This is a genomic window from Streptomyces sp. AK010 (assembly GCF_014207295.1).
GTDB classification, from domain to species: domain Bacteria; phylum Actinomycetota; class Actinomycetes; order Streptomycetales; family Streptomycetaceae; genus Streptomyces; species Streptomyces massasporeus.
In genome coordinates, this window is sequence record NZ_JACHCX010000010.1 from 65,591 (window position 1) to 90,935 (window position 25,345).

The window sequence follows — 25,345 nt, forward strand, 5'->3', positions numbered from 1 at the left end:
CCTCCGTGCACACGGGGGGGCGGCCTGCGTTCCGTCGCAGGGAGAGTTGCCGGGAACCGGCATACGCTGAATTCATAGCCCCACGTGCGTCGACCAGAAGAAGGTGACCACGATGCGCGTACTGCTCAAGATGAGCATGGACACGGAGAAGTCCAACGAGCTCATCCGCAACGGAACCCTGGGGAAGCTGATCCAGGAGTCGATGGAACAGATCAAGCCCGAAGCGGCCTATTTCACCACCGACCACGGCAAGCGCACCGCCTACGTGTTCTTCGACATGCAGGACAGCTGGCAGATGCCGGTCATCAGTGAACCCTTCTTCCTCCAGCTGGACGCGGAGATCTCCTACACGCCCGTGATGAACATGGAGGACGTGCAGAAGGGCCTCTCCCAGCTGGGCCGCTGAGCCGCGGGCCCGGCCGGCGGCGACCGGGCTCAGCTGAAGACGATCATCGACCCCTGGGCGAGACTGCGGGTCACGGCCGCGTGCAGGCCGAGCCAGACGTGCCGTTCACGGGCGAACGGGCTCGGGTCGTACGGGGCGGGCACGGCGGGCTCCTCCAACTCCGTCGGGGCGAGCGGCGCCTGGGGGGCCGCCGGCGGGTTGGCCGGGTCGATGCCGAGGGCCGGGGCGACCACCTCCAGCTCCCGCAGCAGCGCGTGCGAGGAGCCGAGCGGGCCGCCGCCGGCGAGGAGTGCGTCGTCGGCGAGCGGGCTGGGGAAGTCGACCGGGACGTAGGCGCCCGCGTGGTCGTAGTGCCAGACCAGGTGCGACTGCTGGGCCGTCGACTCGAACATCTCCAGCAACTGCTCGTAATCGCCGCCGAGTTCGTCCACGGGCGTCATCGGCAGGCCGCACACCTGGAGCAGATAGGCCCGGCGCAGGAAGTGCAGCGCGTCGTAGTCGAAGCCCGCGACCGGGGCGACCTCGCCGGACAGACCCGGCATGTACTGGTACACCGGCACCGGCGGCAGACCGGCCTCGGCGAGCACCTTGTTGTATTGCGCGAGTTCCTCGGCGAAGGGGTTGTCCGGCGTGTGGCACAACACGTCGACGAGCGGTACCAGCCACAGGTCACAGGCCAAAGAAGGCTCCTCGCTCAGCGCGGTGGTCGGGTAGCACGGTGGTCAAGAAGGGTAGCGGTGCGCCGCGGTCACGGCTCCCGCCGTGCATGTCCCATACCCATAGGGACAGCGGCGACTCGGGTCACCGGGAGGCGAGCCGCTCGATCAGGCTGAGCGAGTGCGTGTTGTACGCGGCGATGATCGCCCGGGCGGCGTCGTTGTCGCGGTCGATGAGCGCGTCGACCAGCTGGGTGTGGCCGGCCCACAGCTCGCCGCGCAGATCGGTGAGCCGCCGCAGGTGCTGCACCGCGCACACCCAGGTCTGGACACGCAGCCGGTGCAGGAAGTCGGCGAGGTAGGGGTTGCCGAAGCAGGCGCCGAGCTCGCGCCAGAAGCGCAGGTCGTAGCCGATGAGGACGGTGAGATCACCGGCGGTGGCGGCCCGCTGCGCCTCCTCGCCGCGCCTGCGGACCCCGGCGACCACGGCGGCTGAGCGGGGATCGTCCGGGCGTACAGCATGGGACCGCCCCTCGGTCAGCGCGAGGAACATGCCCTCGACGACCAGCCCGCGGGCCTCGATCATGCCGCGGAAGTCGTCGACCGAGTACTCGTGGACCCGGAAGCCGCGGTGCTGGTCGGCCTCCAGGAGACCCTGCGCGGAGAGGTCGACGAGCGCCTCGCGCACCGGCGTCGCGGACACCCCGTACTGCTCGGCGATCTCCTTGACCGTGAACTCCTGCCCCGGCTGGAGCCGCCCGGCCAGCACCTCGTCACGAAGGGCGTCGGCTATCTGCTGGCGCAGGGTGCTGCGCGTCACGGCGCCGTTGCCGGAGCTGGCGGGCATGGTCAGGGCGTCTCCCTCGTCGCGTTCGGGTGGCGTGCGCGCACATGTATGTCTACGAGCACGCCACCTTACGCGTTCGAACGGGACGCGAGGATGCCGGTTACTGACGGGTTTACAGGTGTTTACCCGGTGTACTCGTCCGCCACCGACAGCGCGGCGTCCAGCACGGCGAGGCCCTCCTTGAGCTCCGCCTCGGTGATGTTGCAGGGCGGCACGACATGCGTCCGGTTCATGTTCACGAAGGGCCACAGGCCGCCCTTCTTCGCGGCGGCGGCGAACGCGGCCATCGGGGCGTTCGCCTCGCCGGCCGCGTTGTACGGCACCAGTGGCTCCCGCGTCTCGCGGTCGCGCACCAGCTCCAGCGCCCAGAACATGCCCACGCCGCGCACCTCGCCGACGCTTCTGTGCCGCTCGGCGAGCGCCCGCAGCTCCGGCCCGACGACGGACTCGCCGAGCCGCGCGGCGTTCTCCACGACGCCCTCCTCCGCCATGACGCCGATCGTCGCGACGGCGGCGGCGCACGCCAGCGGGTGCCCGGAGTACGTCAGGCCGCCGGGGTACGGGCGCTTCCCGAAGGTCTCGGCGATCGCACCGGAGATCGCGACCCCGCCCAGCGGCACGTATCCGCTGTTCACGCCCTTGGCGAAGGTCAGCAGGTCGGGCGTGACGTCGAACAGGTCCGCCGCGAACCACTCACCGGTCCGCCCGAACCCGGCCATGACCTCGTCCAGGACGAAGACGATCCCGTACTTGTCGCAGAGCTCCCGCACCCCGGCGAGGTAGCCGGGCGGCGGGACCATGATCCCGGCCGTGCCCGGGATGGTCTCCAGGATGATCGCCGCGACGGTCGAGGGCCCCTCGAAGGCGATCGTCGTCTCCAGGTGCTCCAGCGCCCGGGCGCACTCCTGCTCCTCGGTCTCGGCGTAGAAGCGGGAGCGGTAGAGGTAGGGCGCCCAGAAGTGCACGACCCCGGCCGTGCCGCTGTCGGAGGCCCAGCGGCGCGGGTCGCCGGTGAGGTTCACGGCCTGCTGGGTGCCGCCGTGGTACGAGCGGTACGCCGAGAGCACCTTCGGGCGGCCCGTGTGCAGACGGGCCATCCGGATCGCGTGCTCGACGGCGTCGGCGCCGCCGTTGGTGAAGAAGATCTTGTCCAGGTCGCCCGGGGTCCGCTCGGCGATCAGCCGGGCCGCCTCCGACCGCGCCTCGACGGCGAAGGCGGGCGCGAAGGTCGTCATCCTCGCGGCCTGCTCCTGGATCGCGGCGACGATCTTCGGGTGCTGGTAGCCGACGTTGGTGTAGACGAGCCCGCTGGAGAAGTCGAGGTAGCGCCGGCCGTCGTAGTCCCAGAAGTACGACCCCTCGGCACCGGCGACGGCGAGCGGGTCGATGAGCTCCTGAGCGGACCAGGAGTGGAACACATGGTCACGGTCGGCGGCCTTGACGGAGGCACCGGCTTCGGGGTTCGGCTGAGGGGTCATGCGGGCGAGCGTAGGTGCGGGGGAGAGGGCGGTGAAATCGGCGGCCTGTCTGGAGTCGGCGGCGGCCCCCCGACAGGTTGTCCAGGTGGGCGGCCGGTTGGCCGGGGGAGACGACACTATTGACAGCATGCTGCCTTCTCGACAGAATGCTGTCATAAGCGCACGGGGTCGAGGAGGATTCATGAACACCGCCACCGGCAAGCCCGTCCATCTCGCCGTCTACGACACCCTCGCGGACTGGGAGACCGGCCACGCCACGGCCCAGCTCGCCCGCACCGGCCACGAGATCCGGACCGTCGGCCCGTCCACCGCCCCCGTGCGCAGTGTCGGAGGCCTGTGCATCCAGCCCGGCCTGGCCCTGCACGACCTGCGCCCCGAGGACAGCGCGCTGCTGATCCTGCCGGGCGCCGACCTCTGGGACACCACCGACGACCTCGCGCCCTTCGCCCGCACGGCCAGGGCCTTCCTCGACGCGGGCGTCCCGGTCGCCGCCATCTGCGGCGCCACCGCCGGACTCGCCCGCGAGGGCCTGCTCGACGACCGCGACCACACCAGCGCGATCTCCTTCTACCTGGCCGCGACCGGCTACGCGGGCGGCGCACGCTACGTCGAGGCCGACGCCGTCACCGACGGCCCCCTGATCACCGCGGGCCCCACCGAGCCCGTCGCCTTCGCCCGGGAGATCCTCCGGCTGCTCGGGGTCTACGAGGGTGAGGTGCTGGACGCCTGGTACCGGCTGTTCCACGACTCCGACGTGGCGGCCTACGCGATGCTGGAGAAGGCCGGCGCACTGTGACCCGCGAGCGTCAGGACCTGCTCAGCCGCAGCGCCCTCGGGGTGTTCAGGCTCAACGGCCAGTTCCTCGCCGTCGCGGAGGAACTGGCCCGGCCCGCCGGGCTCACCGCCGCCTGGTGGCAGGTGCTCGGCGCGGTCCTCGGGCAGCCGCTGCCGGTCTCCGGCATCGCCCGCGCCATGGGCATCACCCGGCAGAGCGTCCAGCGCATCGCCGACCTGCTGGTGGAGCGGGGGCTCGCGGAGTACCGGCCGAACCCGGCACACCGCCGGGCCAAGCTCCTCGCGCCGACCGGCGAGGGACGTGCGGCGATCGCCCGGATCGACCCCGGCCACGCGGCGTTCGCCGACCGGCTGGCCGAGGCGTTCGGCGAGGCGGAGCTGGCGGAGGCGGTACGGCTGCTCGAACGGCTGTCGACGGTGCTGGACCAGGTGGGGCTGCCCGGCCTGCCCCCGCCGCCTGTTACGGAACCGTAGAGTTCGCCCAGGCCACCCCGCCCCGCCCCGGCACTATTCTCGATCTGTTGCTCACGTGTGGGGGGAAGGCGGCTGAGCGATGGAGAAGCTGGGGCCCGGGGATCCGCTGGGGGTGCCCCCAGGCGTTGAGCACGGGGGGAGCATCGGCGCCTATCGGTTGCTGGCGCGGCTCGGTGCGGGGGGCATGGGGCAGGTCTATCTGGCCCGCTCGGAGCGGGGCCGCATGGTCGCCGTGAAACTCGTGCGGGAGGAGCTGGCCGCGCAGGAGGAGTTCCGGGAGCGGTTCCGGCAGGAGGTGCAGGCCGCGCGGCGGGTCGGCGGGTACTGGACGGCGCCGGTGCTGGACGCGGACACCGAGGCGGCGGTGCCGTGGGTCGCCACGGGCTATGTCGCCGGGCCGAGCCTCCAGCAGGTCGTCGGGCACGACCACGGTGCCCTGCCCGAGCGGACGGTCCGCATCCTCGCGGCCGGGCTCGCGCACGCCCTCAAGGACATCCACACCGCCGGCATCGTCCACCGCGATCTCAAGCCGTCCAACGTGCTGGTCACCATCGACGGCCCGCGCGTCATCGACTTCGGCATCGCCCGCGCGTTGGAGACCGTGACGGACGGCGGGCTCACCCGTACCGGCGCGCTCGTCGGATCGCCCGGCTTCATGGCGCCCGAGCAGGTGCGGGGCGACCGCATCACCCCGGCGTGCGACGTCTTCTGCCTCGGCTCGGTCCTCGCCTACGCGGCGACCGGCGCCCTGCCCTTCGGCACCGCCAACAGCGGCGTGCACGCCCTGATGTTCCGCATCGCCCAGGAGGAGCCGGACCTGGAAGGCGTCCCCGAGGGCATCGCCGACCTCGTCCGGGACTGCCTGCGCAAGGACCCCGCCGCCCGGCCCTCCCTCGACCGCGTCCTGGCACGCACGGGCGCGGACGACACCGTCGCCGACGGCCGCGCCCTCGACCCGTGGCTGCCGAGCGCACTCGTGGCCCAACTGGGGCGGCACGCGGTGCGGTTGCTGGACGCGGAGGACCCCGAGGGGGCCGGCTCCGCCGAGGAGGCCGGTGCTCCCGAGCCGCCCGCGGGCCGGCAGGGTTCCGGCCCCGACGAGAACCCCGGCCCCACCCCCGAACACGCCCCCGCCGCCGACGAGTCGGCGCCGCGCCCGGCGCTGCCCCCGGCTCCCGCGGCGGCGCCCGCCGCGACCCCCGCCCCGCCCCCGCCGGGCCGGCCGGGCGAGGGCCCGCCGGTCAACCATCTGCCCACCATGGTCGCGGGGCAGGGCGCACCCCCGGCGCCCCGGCAACTCCCGGCCGCGGTCGCCCCGCCGCACCCGCAGCCGCAGACACCCCAGCCCCACCCGCAGCCGCAGACACCCCAGCCCCACCCGCAGCCGCAGACACCCCAGCCCCCGTACCCGGCGTACGGCTACCCCCAGCAGCACCCCCAGCCCCATCCCGCCTACGGCGGCCTCGGCTCCACCCCGCCCTACGGTCCGCCGCCCTACGGCACGACCCCGCCGTACGGCCCCCCGCAGCCGCAGCAGCCGCGGGGGAACGGCCGTTCCACCGCGCTGCTCGTCGTGATCGCCCTGGTCGTCGCGCTCGCCGCGGGCGGTTCGGTGTACGCGCTGATGCAGGGCGGCGGCCCCGACCGGGCCGGCGACGGCGCCGGCCCGACGCAGGGCACGAGCGCCCCGCCGACCACCCCGGGCCCGTCCCCGACGACCTCGCAGCCGGACGCTTCCGCCTCCCCGGCGGACGGCACGATCCCGGCCGGGTACCTCGGCACCTGGACCACGACCATCGACAACGCCGACGGCGAGCACAGCCGTTCGCTCACCATCCAGCAGGGCGAACCGGGCGACACGATCCTCTCCCTCGTGGCCGACGGCCCGACCAAGGGCGGCGGCACCTACCACTGCGTGTTCGAGGGGCGGTTGACCGCGGCCCCCGGTACCGGCGGCGCGCTGGCGATCGGCCCGTCCACCGTGAAGGTCGGGCAGCCGCGCACCGCCTGCACCCCGGGCGCGGCCACCGAGGTGACCCTCCTGTCCGACGGCACGCTCGAGCGCGTGAACACGAGCAGCGGGGAACGGCTGACGTACACGAAGCAGTGACCAAGTCACCTCGGCCGGGGGGCGTTGAACGTCCGTCGCAGTCCGGCCGACGAGATCCGGATGGGCGCTCGCACGGCCGTACGGTGACCGGACGATCGAATCGTCCGGGCGGCGGGGGCACGCGCGATGGGGTGGTCGAGCGCCGAGAACCTCGTGGCGGTGGCCACGGCCCTCGTCGGCATCTCGCCTCGGGCGTGATGGTCTGATGCGAACGCCGAGTGTCGTGCCGCCGGCGGCACCGCCCACGCCTTGAGGGGTCCTTTCACTATGAGCGTCCGATCAGGGCGCGTGGTCTGGTGCCGTGCGTCGCAAGGCGCCGGGAAGCCCTCGTAGCGGAGCTACTAGGGCTTTTCGGCAACGCGGCGAGGTGCGGTGCCAGGCCGCGCGACCCGGACGGGCATAGTGAAAGGACCCCTAAGGCAGTGGGGGAGGGGCGGTCGTCCCGCCCCCACTGCGGGCAGCGTGCCGCTGGGGGCGGCGCCCGTCCCAGGAAGAGCCGCGCCCCGCTACGCCGGGCTGCGGACCCACCCGCCCCCGGCACAAACGCCGAGCACCGGGAAGCCGGACCGGCTCACCGCGGCTCCGGCGGCCGCTGGCGAGGCATGTTCGGCCGGGCCGCCCCATGCGGCGGTGGCACGGTGAACCGCCCGTTCACTCCCACCTCGTTCCCGCGCTCCGGCCCCGGGAACACCACGGCCTGCAACCCCGCCGGCGCGGAACCCCCGCTCCGGAACTCCCCCATCCAGTCCGCCGTCTCCACCCGGACCAGCTCCGCCAGGTCCTCGGAGAACCTCCGCAGCACCCCGAGGCACCGCTCCGCGGCCTCCCCGGCCGTCCCCTCCGCAGGACCCAGCACCTCCCGCACGCTCTCGGCCGCCCAGTCGAACTGGAGGGCCTGCAGCCGCCGCTGCACGGCCTGCGCGGTGGCCACGTCCCGCATCCACCCGGACGTCACTCCGAAGTACCGGTCGACGGCCACGCACGCGGCCCCCACCAGCAGCGCCAGGCACCCCCAGGGCGCGATCCCGCCCGCGACCCCGGTCAGATCCAGCAGGGGCAGCGCGACCCCGGTGACCGCCCCCACCGCGGCCCCGCAGCGCAGCACCCGCGCGCACCGCCGCTTCCACACCCGGTCCGCGAGGTACCAGGCCGCCGTCCGCAGCGCCCCGTGCTCCACCCACCGGTACAGCTCGTCCAGCCGGAGCGCCGGCTCACCCCAGTCCCCGAGCGGGAAGACCCGCCCGGTCAGATCGCCCGGCCGCAGCCCGGCCGCCGCCTGCTCGCCCCGCCCGTCCTGAGGCGGCCCCTCGGGCTGCATCTCCGGCTGACCCACCCGGCACTCCTCACTGACCACGAATGACCACGTACGGTTCACTCACCGATCACGCTGCGCGATGGACGAAAGCCCGCACCCTGCCCGCGCCCGACCCTTCCTACCTCCCAATGGGTGGCGAAGACGTAGCTTTCGCCTCTTTTCCGCCCGGAAGTATTCCTTGATCAGGTATAGGGCGCGAGGGGGACTCACTCGAAAGAGTGCTGGGGCGACGGCAGCCCCGACCACGTAGGCTCGTGCCCAACGGGAAAACCCGTACCGAGCAAGGAGCTGATCGTGATCCCCGGTGGTGGCCAGCCCAATATGCAGCAGCTGCTCCAGCAGGCCCAGAAGATGCAACAGGACCTGGCACAGGCGCAGGAGGAACTGGCGCAGACGGAGGTCGACGGGCAGGCGGGCGGCGGTCTGGTGACGGCCACCGTCACCGGCGCCGGAGAGCTGCGCGCCCTGAAGATCGACCCGAAGGCGGTGGATCCCGAGGACACCGAGACCCTCGCCGACCTGGTCGTGGCGGCCGTGCAGGCGGCCAACGAGAACGCGCAGGCGCTCCAGCAGCAGAAGCTGGGCCCGCTCGCACAGGGCCTGGGCGGCGGAGGCATTCCCGGCCTGCCGTTCTGACCCGGCGCACCGCCTTCCTCGGAGAGGCGGCAGACAACTACGGTACGTACGGGACGGTGCGTACCGACCCCGAAGACCCAGGAAGGGCAGTCCGTTGTACGAAGGCGTGGTCCAGGACCTGATCGACGAGCTGGGGCGGCTGCCCGGCGTCGGTCCGAAGAGCGCCCAGCGGATCGCCTTCCACATCCTGCAGGCCGAGCCGACGGACGTACGGCGTCTCGCGCAGGCCCTGATGGAGGTCAAGGCGAAGGTCCGCTTCTGCGCGACCTGCGGCAACGTCGCACAGGAGGAGCTGTGCAACATCTGCCGCGACACCCGCCGCGACCCGGCCGTCATCTGCGTGGTCGAGGAGCCGAAGGACGTCGTGGCGATCGAGCGCACGCGTGAGTTCCGGGGCCGCTACCACGTCCTGGGCGGCGCGATCAGCCCGATCGACGGGGTGGGCCCCGACGACCTGCGCATCAGGGAGCTCCTGGCCCGCCTGGCGGACGGGACGGTCACCGAGCTGATCCTGGCCACGGACCCGAACCTGGAGGGCGAGGCGACGGCGACGTACCTCGCCCGCATGATCAAGCCCATGGGCCTGAAGGTCACCCGCCTGGCCAGCGGCCTCCCGGTGGGTGGGGACCTGGAATACGCGGACGAGGTCACCCTCGGACGCGCCTTCGAGGGGAGACGACTCCTAGATGTCTGACGCCACGCTGCACGCGACCAACCAGAGCCCGGACGATTTCGCGGTCCAGATCGCGGACCAGATCGAGAGCTTCCTGGTCGCCGTCACGGAGGTCGCCAAGGGCGACGAGCCGGAATCGGCCGTGCCCTTCCTCCTCCTGGAGGTCTCCCAACTCCTCCTGGCCGGCGGCCGGCTCGGCGCCCACGAGGACATCGTGCCCGACGAGCGCTACGAACCCGACTCGGGCCCCGAGCCGGACGTCGACGCGCTCCGCGAGAACCTGGCCCGCCTGCTGGACCCGATCGACGTCTACTCCGAGGTCTTCGACCCCTACGAGCCCCGCAAGGCGCCCGTGCCGGCCCGGATCTCCGACGACCTGGCCGACGTCATGGCCGACCTGCGTCACGGCATGTCCCACTACCGCGCGGGCCGCACCAGCGAGGCCCTGTGGTGGTGGCAGTTCTCCTACTTCTCCAACTGGGGCTCCACGGCCTCCGCCACCCTCCGGGCCCTGCAGTCGGTCCTCGCCCACGTCCGCCTGAACCAGCCCCTGGCCGAACTCGACGGCCTGGACACGGACCAGGGGATGGGCGACGACACACTGGAGATCGAGGCGGGCCGGGTCATGGCCGAGGAGATCGCGGGACCCCTGGGGCTGCGCCCGGCGAAGTAGCCGGTCAGATCCGAACGGCCGTGCCGGTGACGCCGATTCCGCTGTGCGGGTCCGCCGGCACCGTCACGGTGATCGTGCTCGGCCGTCCCGTGTCCACGCCTTGATGGATCGTCAGGGTCGCGGGAGTCGGTACGAGTTCGAGTTCCCTCGGGTAGCCGCCGAACGCCGCCGCCGCTCCCGTCGCCGGGTCCTCGGCACGCCGCCGGGCGGGAACGGGTTGCGGGCGTGGAAGACGGTGGGTGATTCGCGGAGGACCAGGTCGATCGTGGTCCAGTCCCGGCGGGCCATGAGGTCGCCGAGCGCGGCCATGTCGTAGTCCAGGTCCGCCAGCCGGTCCCGGCTCGCGGTGGCGATGACCGGGTGCCAGGCACCGCCGAAGGCCACCCGGGGCGGCAGTTGCGGCTCCAGGTCCCCGGTGGACCAGCCGAGGATCGCCGGCAGTCGGTGGGAGGTGTCCGCGACGAGGACGCGCTGGGCCGCGATCAGGGTGTCCAGGTGTTCCGCGCCCTGGTTGAGGGTGCGCGCCAGGGTCTGGGTGCAGACGTCCAGCCCGTCGGTGTCGGGCAGGCCGAGGTCCAGCAGGACGACGTCGTACGGACCCGCGTGCTCGTAAGCCGCCCCGCCCGTGGTGACCCACTCGACCTCGAAGCCGTAGCGCCCGAGGCCACGGCGCAGGGACTCGGCGACCGGTTCATCGTCTTCCACCAGGGGTATGCGCATGGCCGGACCCCAGTGCTTGAAAGTTGTGCGAGCGGGGCGGTGGCTCGTGCGGTTGTGACGCCGGGCACTTTCCCGAGTGGCCGGTGCCCAGATGGGCATGAGCGACTCTGGACGGGCGGCCCGAGATCTCACCATGCGGTATCGCGGCAGGGTTTTTCGGACGCTCGTTAGACTGAGCCGACCGCGGTACGAATGCGTATGGGCGGATAGAGACGGATTGAGCGAGGAGCGCACGTGGGCCTTGTCGTGCAGAAGTACGGAGGCTCCTCCGTAGCCGATGCCGAGGGCATCAAGCGCGTCGCCAAGCGGATCGTGGAAGCGAAGCAGAACGGCAACCAGGTGGTTGCCGTGGTTTCCGCGATGGGCGACACGACGGACGAGCTGATCGATCTCGCCGAGCAGGTTTCCCCGATGCCTGCCGGGCGCGAGCTCGACATGCTGCTGACCGCCGGAGAGCGGATCTCCATGGCCCTGCTGGCCATGGCGATCAAAAAGCTGGGCCACGAGGCCCAGTCGTTCACCGGCAGCCAGGCGGGTGTCATCACCGACTCGGTCCACAACAAGGCCCGGATCATCGACGTCACGCCGGGCCGGATCAAGACCTCGGTGGACGAGGGCAACATCGCGATCGTGGCCGGTTTCCAGGGTGTCTCCCAGGACACCAAGGACATCACCACGCTCGGCCGTGGCGGCTCCGACACCACGGCGGTGGCTCTCGCCGCCGCCCTCGACGCCGACGTCTGCGAGATCTACACCGACGTCGACGGCGTGTTCACCGCCGACCCGCGCGTGGTGAAGAAGGCCCGGAAGATCGACTGGATCTCCTTCGAGGACATGCTCGAACTGGCGGCGTCCGGGTCGAAGGTGCTGCTCCACCGCTGTGTGGAGTACGCCCGCCGGTACAACATCCCGATCCACGTCCGGTCCAGCTTCAGCGGGCTCCAGGGCACATGGGTCAGCAGCGAGCCAGTCGTTCGCACGACACAGCAAGGGGAAAAGCAGGTGGAGCAGGCTCTCATCTCCGGTGTCGCGCACGACACCTCCGAGGCCAAGGTCACGGTCGTCGGCGTGCCGGACAAGCCGGGCGAGGCGGCCTCGATCTTCCGCACGATCGCCGACGCCGAGATCAACATCGACATGGTCGTGCAGAACGTGTCCGCGGCCTCCACGGGTCTGACGGACATCTCCTTCACGCTGCCGAAGACCGAGGGCCGCAAGGCCATCGACGCGCTCGAGAAGAACAAGTCCGGCATCGGCTTCGACTCGCTGCGCTACGACGACCAGATCGGCAAGATCTCCCTCGTCGGCGCCGGCATGAAGACCAACCCGGGCGTCACCGCCGACTTCTTCACGGCCCTGTCCGACGCCGGCGTGAACATCGAGCTGATCTCGACCTCCGAGATCCGCATCTCGGTCGTCACCCGCGCCGACGACGTCCCCGAGGCCGTCCGCGCCGTGCACTCCGCGTTCGGACTCGACTCCGACAGCGACGAGGCCGTCGTCTACGGAGGCACCGGCCGCTGATGGCCGATCTCCGACAGGACGCCCGGACCGTACGGTCCGGGCGTCCGACGCTTGCCGTGGTGGGGGCGACCGGTGCCGTCGGCACGGTCATGCTCCGGATCCTGTCCCAGCGGGCTGACATCTGGGGCGAGATCCGGCTCATCGCCTCCCCGCGCTCCGCCGGCCGCAAACTGACCGTGCGCGGCGAGGAGACCGAGGTCGTGACCCTCGGCGAGGAGGCCTTCGACGGGGTCGACGTCGCCATGTTCGACGTCCCCGACGACGTCGCCGAGCGATGGGCGCCGCTCGCCGCCGCCAAGGGCGCGGTGGTGGTCGACAACTCCGGCACGTTCCGGATGGACCCCGACGTGCCGCTCGTCGTGCCCGAGGTCAACCCGCACGCCGTGCGGATGCGGCCCCGCGGGATCATCGCCAACCCCAGCTGCACGACCCTCTCCATGATCGTCGCCCTGGGCGCGCTGCACGCCGAGTTCGGGCTGCGCGAGCTGGTCGCCTCCTCGTACCAGGCCGTCAGCGGCGCCGGGCGCGCCGGTGTGGAGACGCTGCGCCGGCAGCTGTCCCTGGTCGCCGGCACGGAACTGGGCATTCACCCCGGCGACGTACGCCGGGCCGTCGGGGACCACACCGGGCCGTTCCCGGAGCCGGTCGCGCTGAACGTCGTGCCGTGGGCCGGCACGGCGCAGGAGGACGGCTGGTCCTCGGAGGAGCTGAAGGTGCGGGACGAGTCCCGCAAGATCCTCGGCCTGCCGAACCTCCCCGTGGCCGTCACCTGTGTCCGGGTGCCGGTGATCACCACCCACTCCCTGACCGTGCACGCCCGCTTCGAGGGCGAGGTCACCGTCGACAAGGCGCGCGAGATCCTCGCCACGGCGCCCGGGGTCGTGCTGTTCGACAACCCGGCCGCGGGGGAGTTCCCGACCCCCGCCGACGTGGTCGGCACCGACCCGACCTGGGTCGGGCGGGTCCGGCGGGCACTGGACGACCCCACGGCGCTCGAACTGTTCGTGTGCGGGGACAACCTGCGCAAGGGTTCCGCGCTCAACACCGCGCAGATCGCCGAGGTGGTGGCGGCCGAGCTGTCCTGACGAGGCCGGGCTGTCCTGACGAGGCCGAGTGGTCCTGACGCGTCGGACCCGTCCTGGCGAGGCCGCGTGCCGTCTGACGAGGCCGAGCGTCCTGACCGGGCGGCCGCCTGGGTTTCGTGGAGTTTCGCGGCGCGGAAATCCGCAGGCCGATGTCAGAGGCGGTTTGTAGGATCTGTGCATGACATGTGAGCCGGTCCATGATCCGGATCACTTGTTTCGTGGCGCTTCGGCATCAGAGGATTTACCTCCCCGTCCTCCGCAACCGTGCGGAGGGCGGGGAGCGTCTTTGCGGTCGCCCTTCGGCCGTGGGAGCGCTTCATCAGGCGTGGGGACGCCTGGAGCCGGGCGTGGGGACGTCCGTTCACATTTGGACATAGGGGAAGAGCGGGACGCATGAGGGCATTTGATGCACCATCGGTTGTGCTGCCTGACGCGGGTAGACCGTCGACGGCGACGGTCGGCGTGAAAGTGATGCCCGGCACGTACAACCCTCACGGGGGTAAGCGTGTCCAACAGGCGTGGCAGAGGTACTCGACTTCAGCGCGGCACGCGGCACGGTCCTTCGACCGCCCCGCCCGGCGGCTCTACGACCCCGCATGGCCGGTACGCCCGGTGGCATGCCGGTGATCGCGCCCGTGCCCGCAGCGCGGCCGGCCCGCATCCCCAGTCAGCGCGACGGGGCGGAGGACGGCCTCGCGGCCGGCACCACCGTCGACCACCTCACCGAGACCTACCGGGCGCACTACCGCTCGCTGCTGGGTCTCGCCGCGCTCCTCCTCGACGACACCGCCTCCTGCGAGGACGTCGTCCAGGAGGCGTTCATCCGTGTCCACTCCGCCCGCAAGCGGGTGCGCGACCCCGAGAAGACCCTGGCGTACCTGCGCCAGACCGTCGTCAACCTCTCCCGGTCCGCACTGCGCCGCCGCATACTCGGCCTGAAGCTGCTGTCGAAGCCCATGCCCGACATGGCCAGCGCCGAGGAAGGTGCCTACGACCAGCTGGAGCGCGACTCCCTCATCAAGGCGATGAAGGGGCTGCAGCGCCGCCAGCGCGAGGTGCTGGTGCTGCGTTACTTCGCGGACATGACCGAGGCGCAGGTCGCCGAGACGCTCGGCATATCGCTGGGCTCGGTCAAGGCCTACGGCTCGCGCGGTATCGCGGCGCTCCGGATCGCCATGGAGGCGCCGGCATGAGTGACGGCAACGGCACGGGCGGCAACGGGCGCGACCGCCCCGAGCCCGCCGAGCGCCTCGACGAGCGACAGGCGCCGACCAGGCTCCACGGGCAAGATCCGAAGCAATCGCACGCTGGGAACGGAACTGTGAACCACGGCCCCGACGACCAGAGCCCCGACGGGTTCGGCTCGGACGAGCTGGACCTGCGCACGATGCTGCACCAGGTGGTGCAGGAGGTGGAACCGCGCGACGGCACCCTGGACTACCTCCGCAAGGCGGTACCGCAGCGGCGGGCCCGCAAGCGGCAGGCCGTCGTCGGCATGGCAGCCGCCGCGCTCTTCATCGGCACCGCCATCCCCGCCCTGGTGCACGTCTCCAACGCCACCGGCTCCGACGCCAGCCCGTCCGTCGCCGGACACGCCTCCGAGACCCAGGGCGGCGCGGGCCAGGGCAAGGGCCCGGACGGCGGCGAGAGCACCTCGGGCGGCTCCTCCGGCCAGGCCGAGGGCAAGGACAAGGGCGACAAGGAGGAGAAGGGCAAGGGCAAGGGATCCGGCGCCTCCACGGGCGCGTCCCAGGGCGCCGACCCCTCCTCCACCACCGCCGCCGGCATCCCGGCGTGCACCCCGGCCCAGCTCGGCCCCGCCTCCGGAAGCAGCAACGCCCCCGACTCCACGGGCGCGGTCTCCGGCTCCTTCCGCGTCACCAACGTCTCCGGCGCGGCCTGCACGGTCACCGGCCCCGGCTCGGTAACCGCGCTGCCGCAGGGCGCCGCCGACATGAGCAAGGTCGGCTCGGCCCGGCACACCGCGGGCGACGCGGCGGCCGGTCTGCTGCCCGACCCCTCCCTGGAGGCCGCCCAGCTGGTCCTCCAGCCGGGCATCGGCTACGACGTGAAGTTCGCCTGGGTCCCCTCCGAGACCTGCCCCACCCCCGGCGGCAGCGTCGGCGGCCCCGACCCCACCCCCGACCCCACCCCGTCGAACGACCCGGCGGCCACGGGCGGCACCTCCACCGGCGGCGACACCGGCACGGCCCCCCAGCTCGTCAGGGAGGACGGCACGGCCGACGGCAGCGTGGCAGTGACGTACACCCCGGTCACGGGCTCGGGCGCGACGTCGGTGACGGTGTCCAACGCGTGCGCGGGGGCGGTGTACTGGACGGGCGTGCTGGCGGGCGCGTAACGCCCTGAGCTGCGGGCATGCGTGCCGCTCCCCTCGGTTGCGGGCATGCGTGCCGCCGAGGGCGGCACGGGTGGGCGCAGCGGCACCCCGCTACGCCGGGCCGCGCACCCGCCCGGCCCTGGCTGAGACGCCGCTCACTTCACGTCGGTCCCGTGGGCCGCGGCTGCCCGGGGGCCGCTCACTTCACGTCGGTCCCGTGGGCCGCGGCTGCCCGGGGGCCGCTCACTTCACGTCGGTCCCGTGGGCCACGGCCGCCCCGACGCCGCTCACTTGGCCGCGGCGTCCACGGCGACGGGCTCCTCGTCCGCCACCAGCCCCAGCTCCGCGTCGCGTACGGTCTCCACCTCGCGGCGCAGCAGCCGGAACCACATGAAGATCACGAACCCCACGAAGGCGAACCACTCGGCCGTGTAACCCAGGTTCTGGAAGGCCTTCAGGTCCAGTCCCGAGTCCGGCGGCGCGGCGGCCGGCACGGCCTTCATGCCCGAGTCGCCCTTCGCCAGCGTGACCCACGCGTCGTACACGTCGTACGGCACCAGGTTCACCAACGACGCCGCGCTGATCGCCGCGGTCTGCCCGGCCGGCAGCCCGCCCTGCGCGCTGACGCCGTTGTCCCCGGGCGTCTCCGACGCCTGCAGCGCACCGGTGACCGCGACCTCACCTGCCGGGGGAGCGGGAACCTTCGCCGCGTCGGCGGAACCGGGCAGCCATCCCCGCACCACCGGCAGCGCCTCGCCCGAGCCGGTCCGCAGCAGCGTCAGCACGTAGAAGCCCTGCCTGCCGTCGAGCTCCCGCCCGGGCACCAGCAGTTGCTTGCCGTACGTCCCGCTCGCGGTGACCGGCTTCCCGGAGGTCGCCTTGTCCACCGGCAGCATGTCCTTCAGCGGCCGGGGCGCCTCGTGCCGGGCCTCGGACACCTGCTCGGTCGCGGTCCGGTGATCCTGCACGCGGTCCTCGAACCGGCCCAGCTGCCAGGACCCCATGAAGATGCAGAAGGGGATGGACAACAGCACGAAGACGTTGATCCCCCACCATCGGGGCGTCAGCAGAAACCGGTACACACCCCCACGGTACGGGGGTGCCGGGCAGGGTCCGGCTGCGGGGTCGGCAACGGGGCGGGGGTGTCGGGCGGTTCCGGACGCCGTGCCGCTCAGTCCTTGCGGGCCCGGATCGAGTACATCAGCGGAATCCGCGGCCGGCCCTGCGGAAAGCGGAAGTAGCCGTCCCGCCGCTCGAAGCTCCCGAACCGCCGGAACAGCGACACGTCGTGCTCGTGCAGGAACTCGATCCGCAGCCCGGCCGCCGCGAGCGCCGAGACGACCTCGCCGACCGGATGCTGCCACTCGACCCGCCGGCTGTGCGTGAACTCGGCGCCCTCGGCCGCGTACGACCCCGCGCTCTCTTCGACCCAGGCGTCCCGGGCGAAGTAGTCGTGCGTGATCCGCGAGCCGGTCTCGTCGTCGAGGACGTCGGTGAGCGGGTGGAACTCGGAGAGGTAGAGGAACCCTCCGGGGGCCACGAGCGCCGCGACGGTCTCCGCCCAGCGCCCGATGTCGGGCAGCCAGCACAGCGCGCCGACGCCCGTGTACACGATGTCGTACGACGGGTCCGGGACCGCGGCCGTCGCGTCGTAGACGTCCGCCGCGACGAACGCCGCCCGGTCCGGGCCGAGGCCGAGGTCGCGCGCGAGCCCCCGGGCCAGGTCGACGGCGGGTTCGGAGAAGTCGAGACCGACGACGCGGGCGGCGCCGTGCCGGGCCCAGGAGAGCGTGTCGAGGCCGATGTGGCACTGCAGATGCAGCAGAGAGCGGTTGCCGACATCGCCCCACCTCGGCGAGCTCGAAGTCCCGCAGGGGGTCCTGACCGGCCCGGAAGGCGTCCAGATCGTAGACATCACCGGCCACGTGCAGCGGCACCCGCTCGTCCCAGTGGGCGCGGTTGGCCTCGTTCCAGTCGGCCGGGGTGGGGGAGTACAAGGGTGCGACTCCTGACCTGCTCGGAGGGGGGACCGGTGGAGGTTATCCACAGGCTGGGGACCTCGCCGGCGAATTGTCGGCCGGGGCGGGCAGTATGGGGCCATGACTGAGAGCAACGGGTCCGACGCGCGGGATCAGCGGGACCAGCACGAGCAAGCGGTACAGGCGGGACGGCAGGAGCGGATGCCGGACTGGGAGAAGCGCTTTCGGGCGCCCCGGGTGTCCCTGCCCGACTGGGCGGAGGACGCGCCGGACCACTCCCTGTTCGTCTCGAACGCGACCGGGACGTACGAGCTGTACGCCTGGGACCGGTCGACGGGTGAGCAGCGCCAGGTGACGGACCGGCCGAACGGCACGACGGACGGCGTGCTGTCCCCGGACGGCGCGTGGATCTGGTGGTTCGACGACAAGGACGGCGACGAGTTCGGCGTGTGGCGCCGCCAGCCCTTCACGGGCGGCGCGGACGAACCGGCCGCCGCGGGCCTGGACGCCTCCTACCCGGCCGGCCTCGCCCTCGGCCGTGACGGGCGTACGGCGGTCGTGGGCCGTTCCACGGACGAGGACGGCACGACCATCCACCTCGTGCGCACCGGCGAGGACCCGGTGGAGATCTACCGGCACCGCGAGTCGGCCGGCGTCGGCGACCTCTCCCACGACGGCTCGCTCATCGCCATCGAGCACACCGAGCACGGCGACGCGATGCACTCGGCGCTGCGCGTCCTGCGCCCCGACGGCACGGCGGTCGCCGACCTCGACGACACCGAGGGCGGCACCCGCGAGCTGGGCCTTGAGGTCCTCGGCTTCGCCCCCGTCGACGGCGACACGCGCCTGCTCATCGGCCACCAGCGCCGCGGCCGCTGGGAGCCCCTGGTGTGGGACGTGGCCACCGGCGAGGAGACGGACCTGGCGCTGGAGCTGCCGGGCGACGTCAGTGCCGAGTGGTACCCGGACGGCAGCGGCCTGCTCATCGCGCACAGCTTCGAGGCCCGCAGCGAGCTGTTCCGCTACGACCTGGCCGGCCGCACCCTGTCGGAGATCCCGACCCCGAAGGGCACGGTGTCCGGTGCGACGGCCCGGCCCGACGGCAGCGTGGAGTTCCTCTGGTCCTCGTCGGCCGAGCCGTCGGCGGTGCGCTCCACGACGGGCGGTGTCGTGCTCGACCCGCCCGGCATGAAGTCACCCGGCTCGGTGCCGGTGGAGGACGTGTGGGTGGAGGGCCCGGGAGGCCGCATCCACGCCCTCGTGCAGAAGCCGCAGGGCGTGACCGGTCCGCTCCCCACGGTCTTCGACATCCACGGCGGCCCCACCTGGCACGACAGTGACTCCTTCGCGGCGGGCCCGGCGGCCTGGGTCGACCACGGCTACGCGGTGATCCGTGTCAACTACCGCGGCTCCACGGGCTACGGCCGTGCCTGGACGGACGCCCTGAAGCACCGTGTCGGTCTCATCGAGCTGGAGGACATCGCCGCGGTCCGCGAGTGGGCCGTCACCTCCGGCCTCGCCGACCCCGACCGCCTGATCCTCACCGGCGGCTCCTGGGGCGGCTACCTCACCCTGCTCGGCCTCGGCGTCCAGCCGGACGCGTGGACGCTCGGCATCGCGGCGGTGCCCGTCGCCGACTACGTCACGGCGTACCACGACGAGATGGAAGCGCTGAAGGCGATGGACCGCACGCTCCTCGGCGGCACCCCCGAGGAGGTCCCCGACCGCTTCGAGGCGTCCTCCCCCCTCACCTACGTCGACCAGGTCAAGGCCCCGGTCTACATCTCGGCCGGTGTCAACGACCCCCGCTGCCCGATCCGCCAGATCGAGAACTACGTCAAGCGCCTGGAGACGAGAGGCGCGGTGCACGAGGTGTACCGGTACGACGCCGGGCACGGCTCCCTGGTGGTGGACGAACGCATCAAGCAGGTCCGGTTGGAGCTGGAGTTCGCGGAGAGGCATGTGAGCCGACGTCCGTGAACCGCGGGCATGCGTGCCGCCCGGGGCGGCACGGGTGGGCGCGGGCGGCACCCCGCTGGGCCGGGTTGCGCGACGCCCCGGCCTGAAGGCCCCGCCGGGCATGTCGTGACGCCGGGCAGCGAAAGACCTGCTCGGCGTCACCGAGGGCACCGCCGGGCATGTCGTGACGCCGGGCAGCGAAAGACCTGCTCGGCGTCACCGAGGGCACCGCCGGGCATGTCGTGACGCCGGGCAGCGCGGGACCCGCCCGGCGTCTACGCCCCCGTCCGGCGTCTACGCCCCTGCCCGATCCCGCCTTCTCCGCCCGAGCAACTCCGCCAACCCCCGCCGCGTCGCCGCCAGCACCACCCGGTCACCGGCCCCCAGTACATACGTGGGAGGCAGATCCCACACCAGCCCCGAGGCCGGCGTGCTGTCCTCCTCCCCGCCCTCCCCCTCACTCCGCCGCCGCCCAGGAGGTGACGTATTGAGCGCCAGCACCCGCCACGCCCCGGCCCGGAACGCCTCCCCGACCGTCCGCCCCTCCAACTGCGGATGCCCGGCCACATCCACCTCCGCGAACAGCAGCACCCGCCGCTCCACCGGGATCGCCCCCAGGATCTGCCGCCCCATCATCGCCCCGGCGAACGCGGGCGCGGCCAGATGCGACACACTCCGGCTGCGCGTGAGGGCGAACGGGTGCGCGGCCCGCAGTGTGCGGTACACGGCCGTGGCGAAGTCGTCGTCGTACAGCCGCAACACGACCCGCAGATCGGGCCGTACGGACCGGGCGTACAGCGAGGCCTCCAGATTCGTCGTGTCCGCGCTGGTCAGCGCCAGCAGCGCATGGGCGCGGTGGATCTTCGCGGCCTCCAGGACCCCTTCCTGCGTGACGTCCCCGAGCACCACCGGCACCCGCAGCCGCCGCGCCGTGGCCATCCCGCGCGCGTCCGGATCGGACTCCACGCACACCACGGGGATGTGCAGCTCCCGCAGCCGCGTCAGCACCCGCGTCCCGATCTTGCCGAGCCCGAGCAGCACCACATGACCGCCGAGCCCGCGCGGCGGCTTGCGCAGCGCGGACGCGCTGCGGAACGTGCCGAGTGCCTCCAGCACCGCGGCCAGCAGCACCGGCAGCAGCAGCAACCCCACCAGCCCGGACAGCAGTTGCAGCACCTGGCGCGCGGTCGACTCGTGGAAGGCGGGATCGTTGATGCCGAAGAGATCGAGCAGCGTCACGTATGTGGCGTACAGCGGATGCTCATCGGTCACGATCGTCAACGCCACGGCGAGCGCCAGCACACAGGCGACCAGCCCGGCCAGCGACCACCGCAGCCGCCGCGAGAACAGCGAGGCGAACGGCGGCACACCACCCCGCCCGGCGGGCAGGGACGGCCCGGAGTACGACACCTGCTCCAGGACGACGGTCCCGCGCCCGGTCGCCGCCGCCACCGCCGCCTCGTCCGGCAGCAGGTGCGGCCCGTGCTCCCCGCTGCCCTCGGAACCGTCCGCACCGGCCGGGTCGTTGCTCGTCGCGGACAGCAGCGCCAGGGTGCACAGCCCCGGGTCGGCCACCTCGCCCGGCCGCGGCGGCTGCCGTTCCACCGCGCGCAGCACGAGCCCTTCCGTCTGGACGACCTTGCTGGTGCCCACGAGGGCGGTGGCGGCCAGCGCGGGCGCGGCCGTGTCGGCGTCGGACAGCACCGTCGTCGACGCGTCGAGGCCCGCTCCCTGCCCGTCCCCGGCGGCCACGGCCGCGGTCTGGTCCAGCAGTTCCTCGATGTGCTGCCCCAACCGCCGGTTGTAGAGCCGGAGTACGAGGCGGACCCGGGGGTTGAGCCGGCGGGCGGTGAGGGCGGCCCGGATGTTGGTCTCGTCGTCGTCGTAGACGAGCGCCAGGGCCGCCGCCCGGTCGGCGCCCACCTCCGTCAGGACGGCCTCGGTGATCTCCGGAGCCTCCACGACCTGCTCGTTCGAGGCCGGTTCACCGCTCGCGCCGGTCCGGTTGACGGCCGCGTTCACGACCCGGTCGAGCAGTGCCGCCGAGGCGGCCCGGGCCCGTCCGGCCACGGGCTGTCGCACCCGTCTCCCGGAGGGCGGCACGACGAGCGTGACCTGCTCGGCGTAGACACCTCGGAGTTCGGCGGCCAGCCGGTGCGCGAGCCCGTCGTCACCGCACACGATCATGTGCGTGGCCGGATCACTCGGCTGGCCTTGGTTCGGAACGCTCCCCACGAGGAGAAGACTGCCTCACCGGGACGGCCGGTTCCAGAAGGGGGCGGTGGGGCGTGAACGCCCGGCCGTCGCCGTCCGTACGCAAGGGGAGGGAATGGGGCAATGCCCTCGCGCATCACCGGAGGTACCGGGCCCGTGGCCATCACGAAGACCGCCCCGCAGGGCAGCGCCGAGCGCGGGGACGCCGAGCCCGGGGACACCGCGCCGGTCGGCGGCAAGGAAGAGGACGTCCGGCACCTCAACTCGCCCCTCCTCCTGACCCTTTTGCTGCTGACGGCGGTGATGTTCCAGGACCCGATCCGCGGGGCGCTGGCCGCACCGGTGATGCAGAGCTGGATGACGGTGTTCGTCGCGGTCATGGTCCAGGCACTGCCGTTCCTGGTGCTCGGCGTGCTGCTGTCGGCGGCGATCGCGGTGTTCGTGCCGCCGTCGTTCTTCGCCCGGGCCCTGCCGAAGCACCCGGCGCTGGCGGTCCCGGTCGCGGGCGCGGCGGGCGTGGTACTGCCCGGCTGCGAGTGCGCGTCGGTGCCGGTGGCCGGCGCCCTGGTCCGCCGGGGAGTCACACCGGCGGCGGCCCTGGCCTTCCTCCTCTCGGCGCCCGCCATCAACCCCATCGTGCTGACGGCGACGGGCGTGGCGTTCCCCGGCAACCCCGAGATGGTCCTGGCCCGTTTCGTCGCCAGCCTGCTCGTGGCCTGCTCGATGGGCTGGCTCTGGCACCGCCTCGGCCGCACGGACTGGCTGCGTCCCCCGGCCCGCGCGTCGTACGAGGGACACAGCAAGGGCGCGGCCTTCTGGGGCTCGGTCCGCCACGACGTGACGCACGCGGGCGGCTTCCTGGTGATCGGCGCGATGGCCGCGGCGACCCTGAAGGCGGTGGTCCCGGCGGACTGGCTGGGCGTCGCGGCCGGTCATCCCGTGCTGTCGGTCCTGTTCCTCGCGGCCCTGGCCGTGCTGCTCTCCATCTGCTCGGAGGCGGACGCGTTCGTGGCGGCGTCCCTGACCCAGTTCTCCCTGACGGCCCGTCTGACGTTCCTGGTCGTCGGCCCGATGATCGACCTGAAGCTCTTCGCGATGCAGGCGGGCACCTTCGGCCGCGCCTTCGCCCTGCGCTTCGCCCCCGCGACTCTCGCCCTGGCCGTCGTCGTATCGGCCCTGACCGGAACGGTCCTGCTGTGAACCGCCTGGCCCAGACGGCCCTCCTCTTCCTGCTCGGCGCGACCCTCCTGCACGCCGGCACGACCGACCTCTACCTGCGCTACGTCAAGGAGGGTTTGCGCCCCCTGGTCCTCCTGGCGGGCGCGGTCCTGATCCTCACGGCGGCGGCAACCCTCTGGTACGACCGCCGAGGCGCCTCCGGCCACGACCGAGGCACCCCCACCCAGGACCGGGGCACCCCCACCCAGGACCGAGACACCCCCACCCAGGACCGGGGCACCCCCACCCAGGACCGGGGCACCCCCACCCAGGACCGGGGCACCCCCACCCAGGACCGGGGCACCCCCACCCAGGACCGAGACACCCCCACCCAGGACCGAGACACCCCCACCCACGACCACCACCGAGAACCCCGGGTCTCCTGGCTCCTCACGCTCCCGGTCCTCGCCCTGATCCTGGTCGCTCCGCCCGCCCTGGGCTCCTACAGCGCGACCCACACCGGCACGGCCCTGACCAAGCCCTTCGGCTTCCCGGCCCTCCCCGCCGGCGACGCCCCCCTCCACCTCGCCGTGGCCGACTACGCCGGCCGCGCGATCTACGACGACGGCCGCGCCCTCCGCGACCGCGAGCTGAAGATCACCGGTTTCGTCACCCTGGACCGCAAGGGCGCCCCCTACCTGGTCCGCATGGGCCTCAACTGCTGTGCGGCGGACGCCCAGCCGGTCAAGATCGCCCTGACGGGCAACGTCCCTCCCGTCCTGCGCCCGGACACATGGCTGGAGATCACCGGCACCTACACCCCCCGCCGCACGAAGGACCCGGTCAACGACGGCCCGATCCCCTACCTGGAGGTGACGACCGCGAAACCGGTCCCCACCCCGCACGACCCGTACGACGAGACGTGGAACGCCTGAACTGCGTTATGACACGAGCCCGTTGGGGTACTCGCCAGGAACCGCTGATCAGCGAGGGGCACCCATGACCACACTCCGAGGCGGCCACACCGCGAAACTCGACCGGCCGCTCCTGCCCGAGGCGGTCCGCGAGGAACTGGCGAAGGCCGACCACCGGGCCAACCTGACCCTGGCCACCCTGGGCGCGGCCCTGGCCGCCCTCCTCACCGCGATCACCGCGGGCGTCATCACCCCCACCCAGTACGCCACGATCCCCCAGCTCCTCCTCTGGACGGGCTGCGCGGCCTGCGCCCCGTCCCTGGTCCTCCTCAGCCTGGCGACCCGGTCCCAGCCGTCCACAACGGCCGACATCCCGCCTCAGCTGCTGACCCGCACCACCTGCGCGAAGCGCCGCCGCACGCGCCAGGCGATGGCCTGGGGAGCGGCGTTCCTCGCCCTGACCCTCGCGGGGACGCTTGCGGGAGTGCTCTCCTAGTCCGCCCGGTTTGGAGCCCGGCTGGAGTCTCGCTCGCGAAGGTATCCAGGGCCGTCGCCCGGGGGAGCGGCGTCTGTCACTCTCGGCGAAGAGACCGCGAACGTCTCGAAACTCGTGACGGGGAGTTCCGCATGCCCAATGCCGTTTCCTGCACCGGCTCTTCGGCCGAATGCTCCGCCGTTCCCCCCTTCGAAGCCGCCACCGGAACCCTCCTCCAGCAGTTGGTGCTGGCGGCCGGACCGCTCACCGTGCTCCAGATCGGCTGCCCGTACGAGTCGTTCACCGCCAGGCTCGCAGCCGCGGTGAGCGAGAACGGGCAGGGCCGGGTCATCTGCTGCGAGCCGGAGACCGTACGGGCCGAGGCCGCCGCGGCTGCGGTCGAGAAGGCCGGACTCGGACGGTACGCGGACGTACGGGTGGGCCGTCCCGAGCGGTCGCTGGCGACCGTCCCCGGACCGGTCGATCTGCTGTTGTTCGGCGGCTCGCCGGAGTCCTTCCTGCCGCTGCTGAAGCTGCTGGAACCCAGGATGCTGCCGGGCGCGGTGGTGGTGGCCCACGGCGAACGGGACGTGCCGGCGCTGTGCACGGAGTTCCTCGACCACGTCCGGTTCTCCGGCAGCGGCTATGTGTCGCTGCCCCTTCCCTTCGACGGCGGCGTGGAAATGGCGGTCCGCGCCGCTTGACGGATGCGCCCCGCCTGACGGATGCCCCGCCTGATGGATGGGCGCCGCTTGACGGTGCGCACCACCCGACGGATGTGCGCCACCCGACGGATGCGCCCCGCCTGACGGACGTGCGCCGCCTGACGGACGTGCGCCGCCTGACACATGCGCCCCGCCTGACGGATGCCCCGCCTGATGGATGGGCGCCGCCTGACGGATGCCCCGCCTGATGG

The 25,345-nt window shown here is 72.5% G+C and carries 23 protein-coding genes and 2 pseudogenes; 16 read left to right on the forward strand and 9 right to left on the reverse strand.

Translation table 11 applies throughout. The annotated features are described in order from the left end of the window. The first annotated feature begins 112 nt into the window (after positions 1-112). Positions 113-406 carry a hypothetical protein gene (locus HDC93_RS20160; protein WP_031109636.1) on the forward strand — a complete coding sequence of 98 codons (294 nt, stop codon included), beginning with the start codon at positions 113-115 and terminating at the stop codon, positions 404-406. A gap of 29 nt (positions 407-435) precedes the next feature. On the opposite strand, the gene HDC93_RS20165 is transcribed toward HDC93_RS20160, so the two are convergent. The 3 genes from HDC93_RS20165 to HDC93_RS20175 all read right to left on the reverse strand — a co-directional run bounded on the left by HDC93_RS20165 (position 436) and on the right by HDC93_RS20175 (position 3,387). Further along, positions 436-1,086: a hypothetical protein gene (locus HDC93_RS20165; protein ID WP_185012280.1), complete on the reverse strand. Its 651-nt coding sequence runs from the start codon at positions 1,084-1,086 to the stop codon at positions 436-438. 121 nt (positions 1,087-1,207) lie between these two features. Further along, positions 1,208-1,909 (reverse strand): GntR family transcriptional regulator, encoded by a 702-nt coding sequence (locus HDC93_RS20170; protein ID WP_185012281.1) that lies wholly within the window; start codon positions 1,907-1,909, stop codon positions 1,208-1,210. Between the two features lie 122 nt (positions 1,910-2,031). After that, positions 2,032-3,387 (reverse strand): aspartate aminotransferase family protein, encoded by a 1,356-nt coding sequence (locus HDC93_RS20175; protein WP_185012282.1) that lies wholly within the window; start codon positions 3,385-3,387, stop codon positions 2,032-2,034. A 181-nt stretch (positions 3,388-3,568) separates the two neighbouring features. Between HDC93_RS20175 and HDC93_RS20180 the strand changes: the two genes are divergently transcribed. From HDC93_RS20180 to HDC93_RS20190, 3 genes are all read left to right on the forward strand, one after another. Beyond that, positions 3,569-4,183, forward strand: coding sequence for a DJ-1/PfpI family protein (locus tag HDC93_RS20180; protein WP_185012283.1), 615 nt, complete (start codon positions 3,569-3,571; stop codon positions 4,181-4,183). Beyond that, a complete protein-coding gene (locus HDC93_RS20185; protein WP_185012284.1) occupies positions 4,180-4,656 on the forward strand; it encodes a MarR family transcriptional regulator in 477 nt (158 codons plus the stop codon). Before HDC93_RS20180 ends, HDC93_RS20185 begins: the two co-directional genes overlap by 4 nt. 79 nt (positions 4,657-4,735) lie before the next feature. Then, a complete protein-coding gene (locus HDC93_RS20190; RefSeq protein WP_185012285.1) occupies positions 4,736-6,766 on the forward strand; it encodes a serine/threonine-protein kinase in 2,031 nt (676 codons plus the stop codon). Positions 6,767-7,337: 571 nt separating this feature from the next. On the opposite strand, the gene HDC93_RS20195 is transcribed toward HDC93_RS20190, so the two are convergent. Next, positions 7,338-8,099 carry an SLATT domain-containing protein gene (locus HDC93_RS20195; protein WP_185012286.1) on the reverse strand — a complete coding sequence of 254 codons (762 nt, stop codon included), beginning with the start codon at positions 8,097-8,099 and terminating at the stop codon, positions 7,338-7,340. A gap of 276 nt (positions 8,100-8,375) precedes the next feature. On the opposite strand from HDC93_RS20195, the gene HDC93_RS20200 reads away from it, so the two are divergent. The 3 genes from HDC93_RS20200 to HDC93_RS20210 all read left to right on the forward strand — a co-directional run bounded on the left by HDC93_RS20200 (position 8,376) and on the right by HDC93_RS20210 (position 10,063). Continuing rightward, positions 8,376-8,717, forward strand: a complete 342-nt coding sequence (locus HDC93_RS20200; RefSeq protein ID WP_078885280.1) for a YbaB/EbfC family nucleoid-associated protein — start codon at positions 8,376-8,378, stop codon at positions 8,715-8,717. A 94-nt stretch (positions 8,718-8,811) separates the two neighbouring features. Beyond that, the gene (gene recR, locus HDC93_RS20205; protein ID WP_003991835.1) at positions 8,812-9,411 is read left to right on the forward strand and encodes a recombination mediator RecR; all 600 of its coding nucleotides are present in this window, start codon (positions 8,812-8,814) and stop codon (positions 9,409-9,411) included. Further along, entirely contained in the window at positions 9,404-10,063 is a 660-nt protein-coding gene (locus tag HDC93_RS20210) for a DUF5063 domain-containing protein (RefSeq protein WP_185012287.1), read from the forward strand. Before recR ends, HDC93_RS20210 begins: the two co-directional genes overlap by 8 nt. A gap of 4 nt (positions 10,064-10,067) precedes the next feature. Here the strand turns inward: HDC93_RS20210 and HDC93_RS38570 are convergent. Beyond that, a pseudogene (locus HDC93_RS38570) lies at positions 10,068-10,214 on the reverse strand (phenazine biosynthesis protein PhzF); the annotation flags it as partial. Then, positions 10,175-10,783, reverse strand: coding sequence for a response regulator (locus HDC93_RS38575; RefSeq protein WP_260419671.1), 609 nt, complete (start codon positions 10,781-10,783; stop codon positions 10,175-10,177). The pseudogene HDC93_RS38570 and the gene HDC93_RS38575, both read right to left, overlap by 40 nt. A 234-nt stretch (positions 10,784-11,017) precedes the next feature. Between HDC93_RS38575 and HDC93_RS20225 the strand changes: the two genes are divergently transcribed. The 4 genes from HDC93_RS20225 to HDC93_RS20240 all read left to right on the forward strand — a co-directional run bounded on the left by HDC93_RS20225 (position 11,018) and on the right by HDC93_RS20240 (position 15,751). Continuing rightward, positions 11,018-12,307 carry an aspartate kinase gene (locus tag HDC93_RS20225; RefSeq protein WP_185012288.1) on the forward strand — a complete coding sequence of 430 codons (1,290 nt, stop codon included), beginning with the start codon at positions 11,018-11,020 and terminating at the stop codon, positions 12,305-12,307. Further along, positions 12,307-13,392, forward strand: coding sequence for an aspartate-semialdehyde dehydrogenase (locus HDC93_RS20230; protein ID WP_185012289.1), 1,086 nt, complete (start codon positions 12,307-12,309; stop codon positions 13,390-13,392). The genes HDC93_RS20225 and HDC93_RS20230 overlap by 1 nt, the downstream gene beginning before the upstream one ends. Before the next feature lie 617 nt (positions 13,393-14,009). Then, positions 14,010-14,585 carry a SigE family RNA polymerase sigma factor gene (locus HDC93_RS20235; RefSeq protein ID WP_142161321.1) on the forward strand — a complete coding sequence of 192 codons (576 nt, stop codon included), beginning with the start codon at positions 14,010-14,012 and terminating at the stop codon, positions 14,583-14,585. 128 nt (positions 14,586-14,713) lie between these two features. Continuing rightward, a complete protein-coding gene (locus tag HDC93_RS20240) occupies positions 14,714-15,751 on the forward strand; it encodes a hypothetical protein (protein ID WP_185012453.1) in 1,038 nt (345 codons plus the stop codon). Between the two features lie 266 nt (positions 15,752-16,017). On the opposite strand, the gene HDC93_RS20245 is transcribed toward HDC93_RS20240, so the two are convergent. Continuing rightward, entirely contained in the window at positions 16,018-16,812 is a 795-nt protein-coding gene (locus HDC93_RS20245; protein WP_185012290.1) for an SURF1 family protein, read from the reverse strand. 89 nt (positions 16,813-16,901) lie between these two features. Beyond that, positions 16,902-17,727: pseudogene (locus HDC93_RS20250) on the reverse strand (class I SAM-dependent methyltransferase). A gap of 102 nt (positions 17,728-17,829) precedes the next feature. Between HDC93_RS20250 and HDC93_RS20255 the strand changes: the two are divergent. Beyond that, positions 17,830-19,689, forward strand: coding sequence for a prolyl oligopeptidase family serine peptidase (locus HDC93_RS20255; RefSeq protein WP_185012291.1), 1,860 nt, complete (start codon positions 17,830-17,832; stop codon positions 19,687-19,689). A gap of 273 nt (positions 19,690-19,962) precedes the next feature. Here HDC93_RS20255 and HDC93_RS20260 read toward each other — a convergent pair whose 3' ends face one another. Next, on the reverse strand, positions 19,963-21,855 hold the full coding sequence (locus HDC93_RS20260; RefSeq protein WP_185012454.1) for a TrkA family potassium uptake protein: 1,893 nt from the start codon (positions 21,853-21,855) through the stop codon (positions 19,963-19,965). Positions 21,856-22,038: 183 nt separating this feature from the next. On the opposite strand from HDC93_RS20260, the gene HDC93_RS20265 reads away from it, so the two are divergent. The 4 genes from HDC93_RS20265 (at position 22,039) to HDC93_RS20280 (ending at position 25,133) form a co-directional block, all read left to right on the forward strand. After that, the gene (locus tag HDC93_RS20265; protein WP_398985739.1) at positions 22,039-23,082 is read left to right on the forward strand and encodes a permease; all 1,044 of its coding nucleotides are present in this window, start codon (positions 22,039-22,041) and stop codon (positions 23,080-23,082) included. Next, a complete protein-coding gene (locus tag HDC93_RS20270; protein WP_185012293.1) occupies positions 23,079-23,975 on the forward strand; it encodes a TIGR03943 family putative permease subunit in 897 nt (298 codons plus the stop codon). Before HDC93_RS20265 ends, HDC93_RS20270 begins: the two co-directional genes overlap by 4 nt. A 64-nt stretch (positions 23,976-24,039) precedes the next feature. Continuing rightward, positions 24,040-24,450 (forward strand): hypothetical protein, encoded by a 411-nt coding sequence (locus HDC93_RS20275; RefSeq protein WP_185012294.1) that lies wholly within the window; start codon positions 24,040-24,042, stop codon positions 24,448-24,450. A 131-nt stretch (positions 24,451-24,581) separates the two neighbouring features. Then, positions 24,582-25,133: an O-methyltransferase gene (locus tag HDC93_RS20280; protein ID WP_185012295.1), complete on the forward strand. Its 552-nt coding sequence runs from the start codon at positions 24,582-24,584 to the stop codon at positions 25,131-25,133. The last annotated feature ends 212 nt before the right edge of the window (positions 25,134-25,345 follow it).

Coding starts and splice junctions, on each gene's coding strand:
- HDC93_RS20170 (WP_185012281.1), bottom strand. CDS start 1,909: ATGCCCGCCAGCTCCGGCAACGGCGCCGTGACGCGCAGCACCCTGCGC.
- HDC93_RS20255 (WP_185012291.1), top strand. CDS start 17,830: ATGACTGAGAGCAACGGGTCCGACGCGCGGGATCAGCGGGACCAGCAC.
- HDC93_RS20230 (WP_185012289.1), top strand. CDS start 12,307: ATGGCCGATCTCCGACAGGACGCCCGGACCGTACGGTCCGGGCGTCCG.
- HDC93_RS20175 (WP_185012282.1), bottom strand. CDS start 3,387: ATGACCCCTCAGCCGAACCCCGAAGCCGGTGCCTCCGTCAAGGCCGCC.
- HDC93_RS20180 (WP_185012283.1), top strand. CDS start 3,569: ATGAACACCGCCACCGGCAAGCCCGTCCATCTCGCCGTCTACGACACC.
- HDC93_RS38575 (WP_260419671.1), bottom strand. CDS start 10,783: ATGCGCATACCCCTGGTGGAAGACGATGAACCGGTCGCCGAGTCCCTG.
- HDC93_RS20210 (WP_185012287.1), top strand. CDS start 9,404: ATGTCTGACGCCACGCTGCACGCGACCAACCAGAGCCCGGACGATTTC.
- HDC93_RS20280 (WP_185012295.1), top strand. CDS start 24,582: ATGCCCAATGCCGTTTCCTGCACCGGCTCTTCGGCCGAATGCTCCGCC.
- HDC93_RS20160 (WP_031109636.1), top strand. CDS start 113: ATGCGCGTACTGCTCAAGATGAGCATGGACACGGAGAAGTCCAACGAG.
- HDC93_RS20235 (WP_142161321.1), top strand. CDS start 14,010: ATGCCGGTGATCGCGCCCGTGCCCGCAGCGCGGCCGGCCCGCATCCCC.
- HDC93_RS20260 (WP_185012454.1), bottom strand. CDS start 21,855: ATGATCGTGTGCGGTGACGACGGGCTCGCGCACCGGCTGGCCGCCGAA.
- HDC93_RS20190 (WP_185012285.1), top strand. CDS start 4,736: ATGGAGAAGCTGGGGCCCGGGGATCCGCTGGGGGTGCCCCCAGGCGTT.
- HDC93_RS20275 (WP_185012294.1), top strand. CDS start 24,040: ATGACCACACTCCGAGGCGGCCACACCGCGAAACTCGACCGGCCGCTC.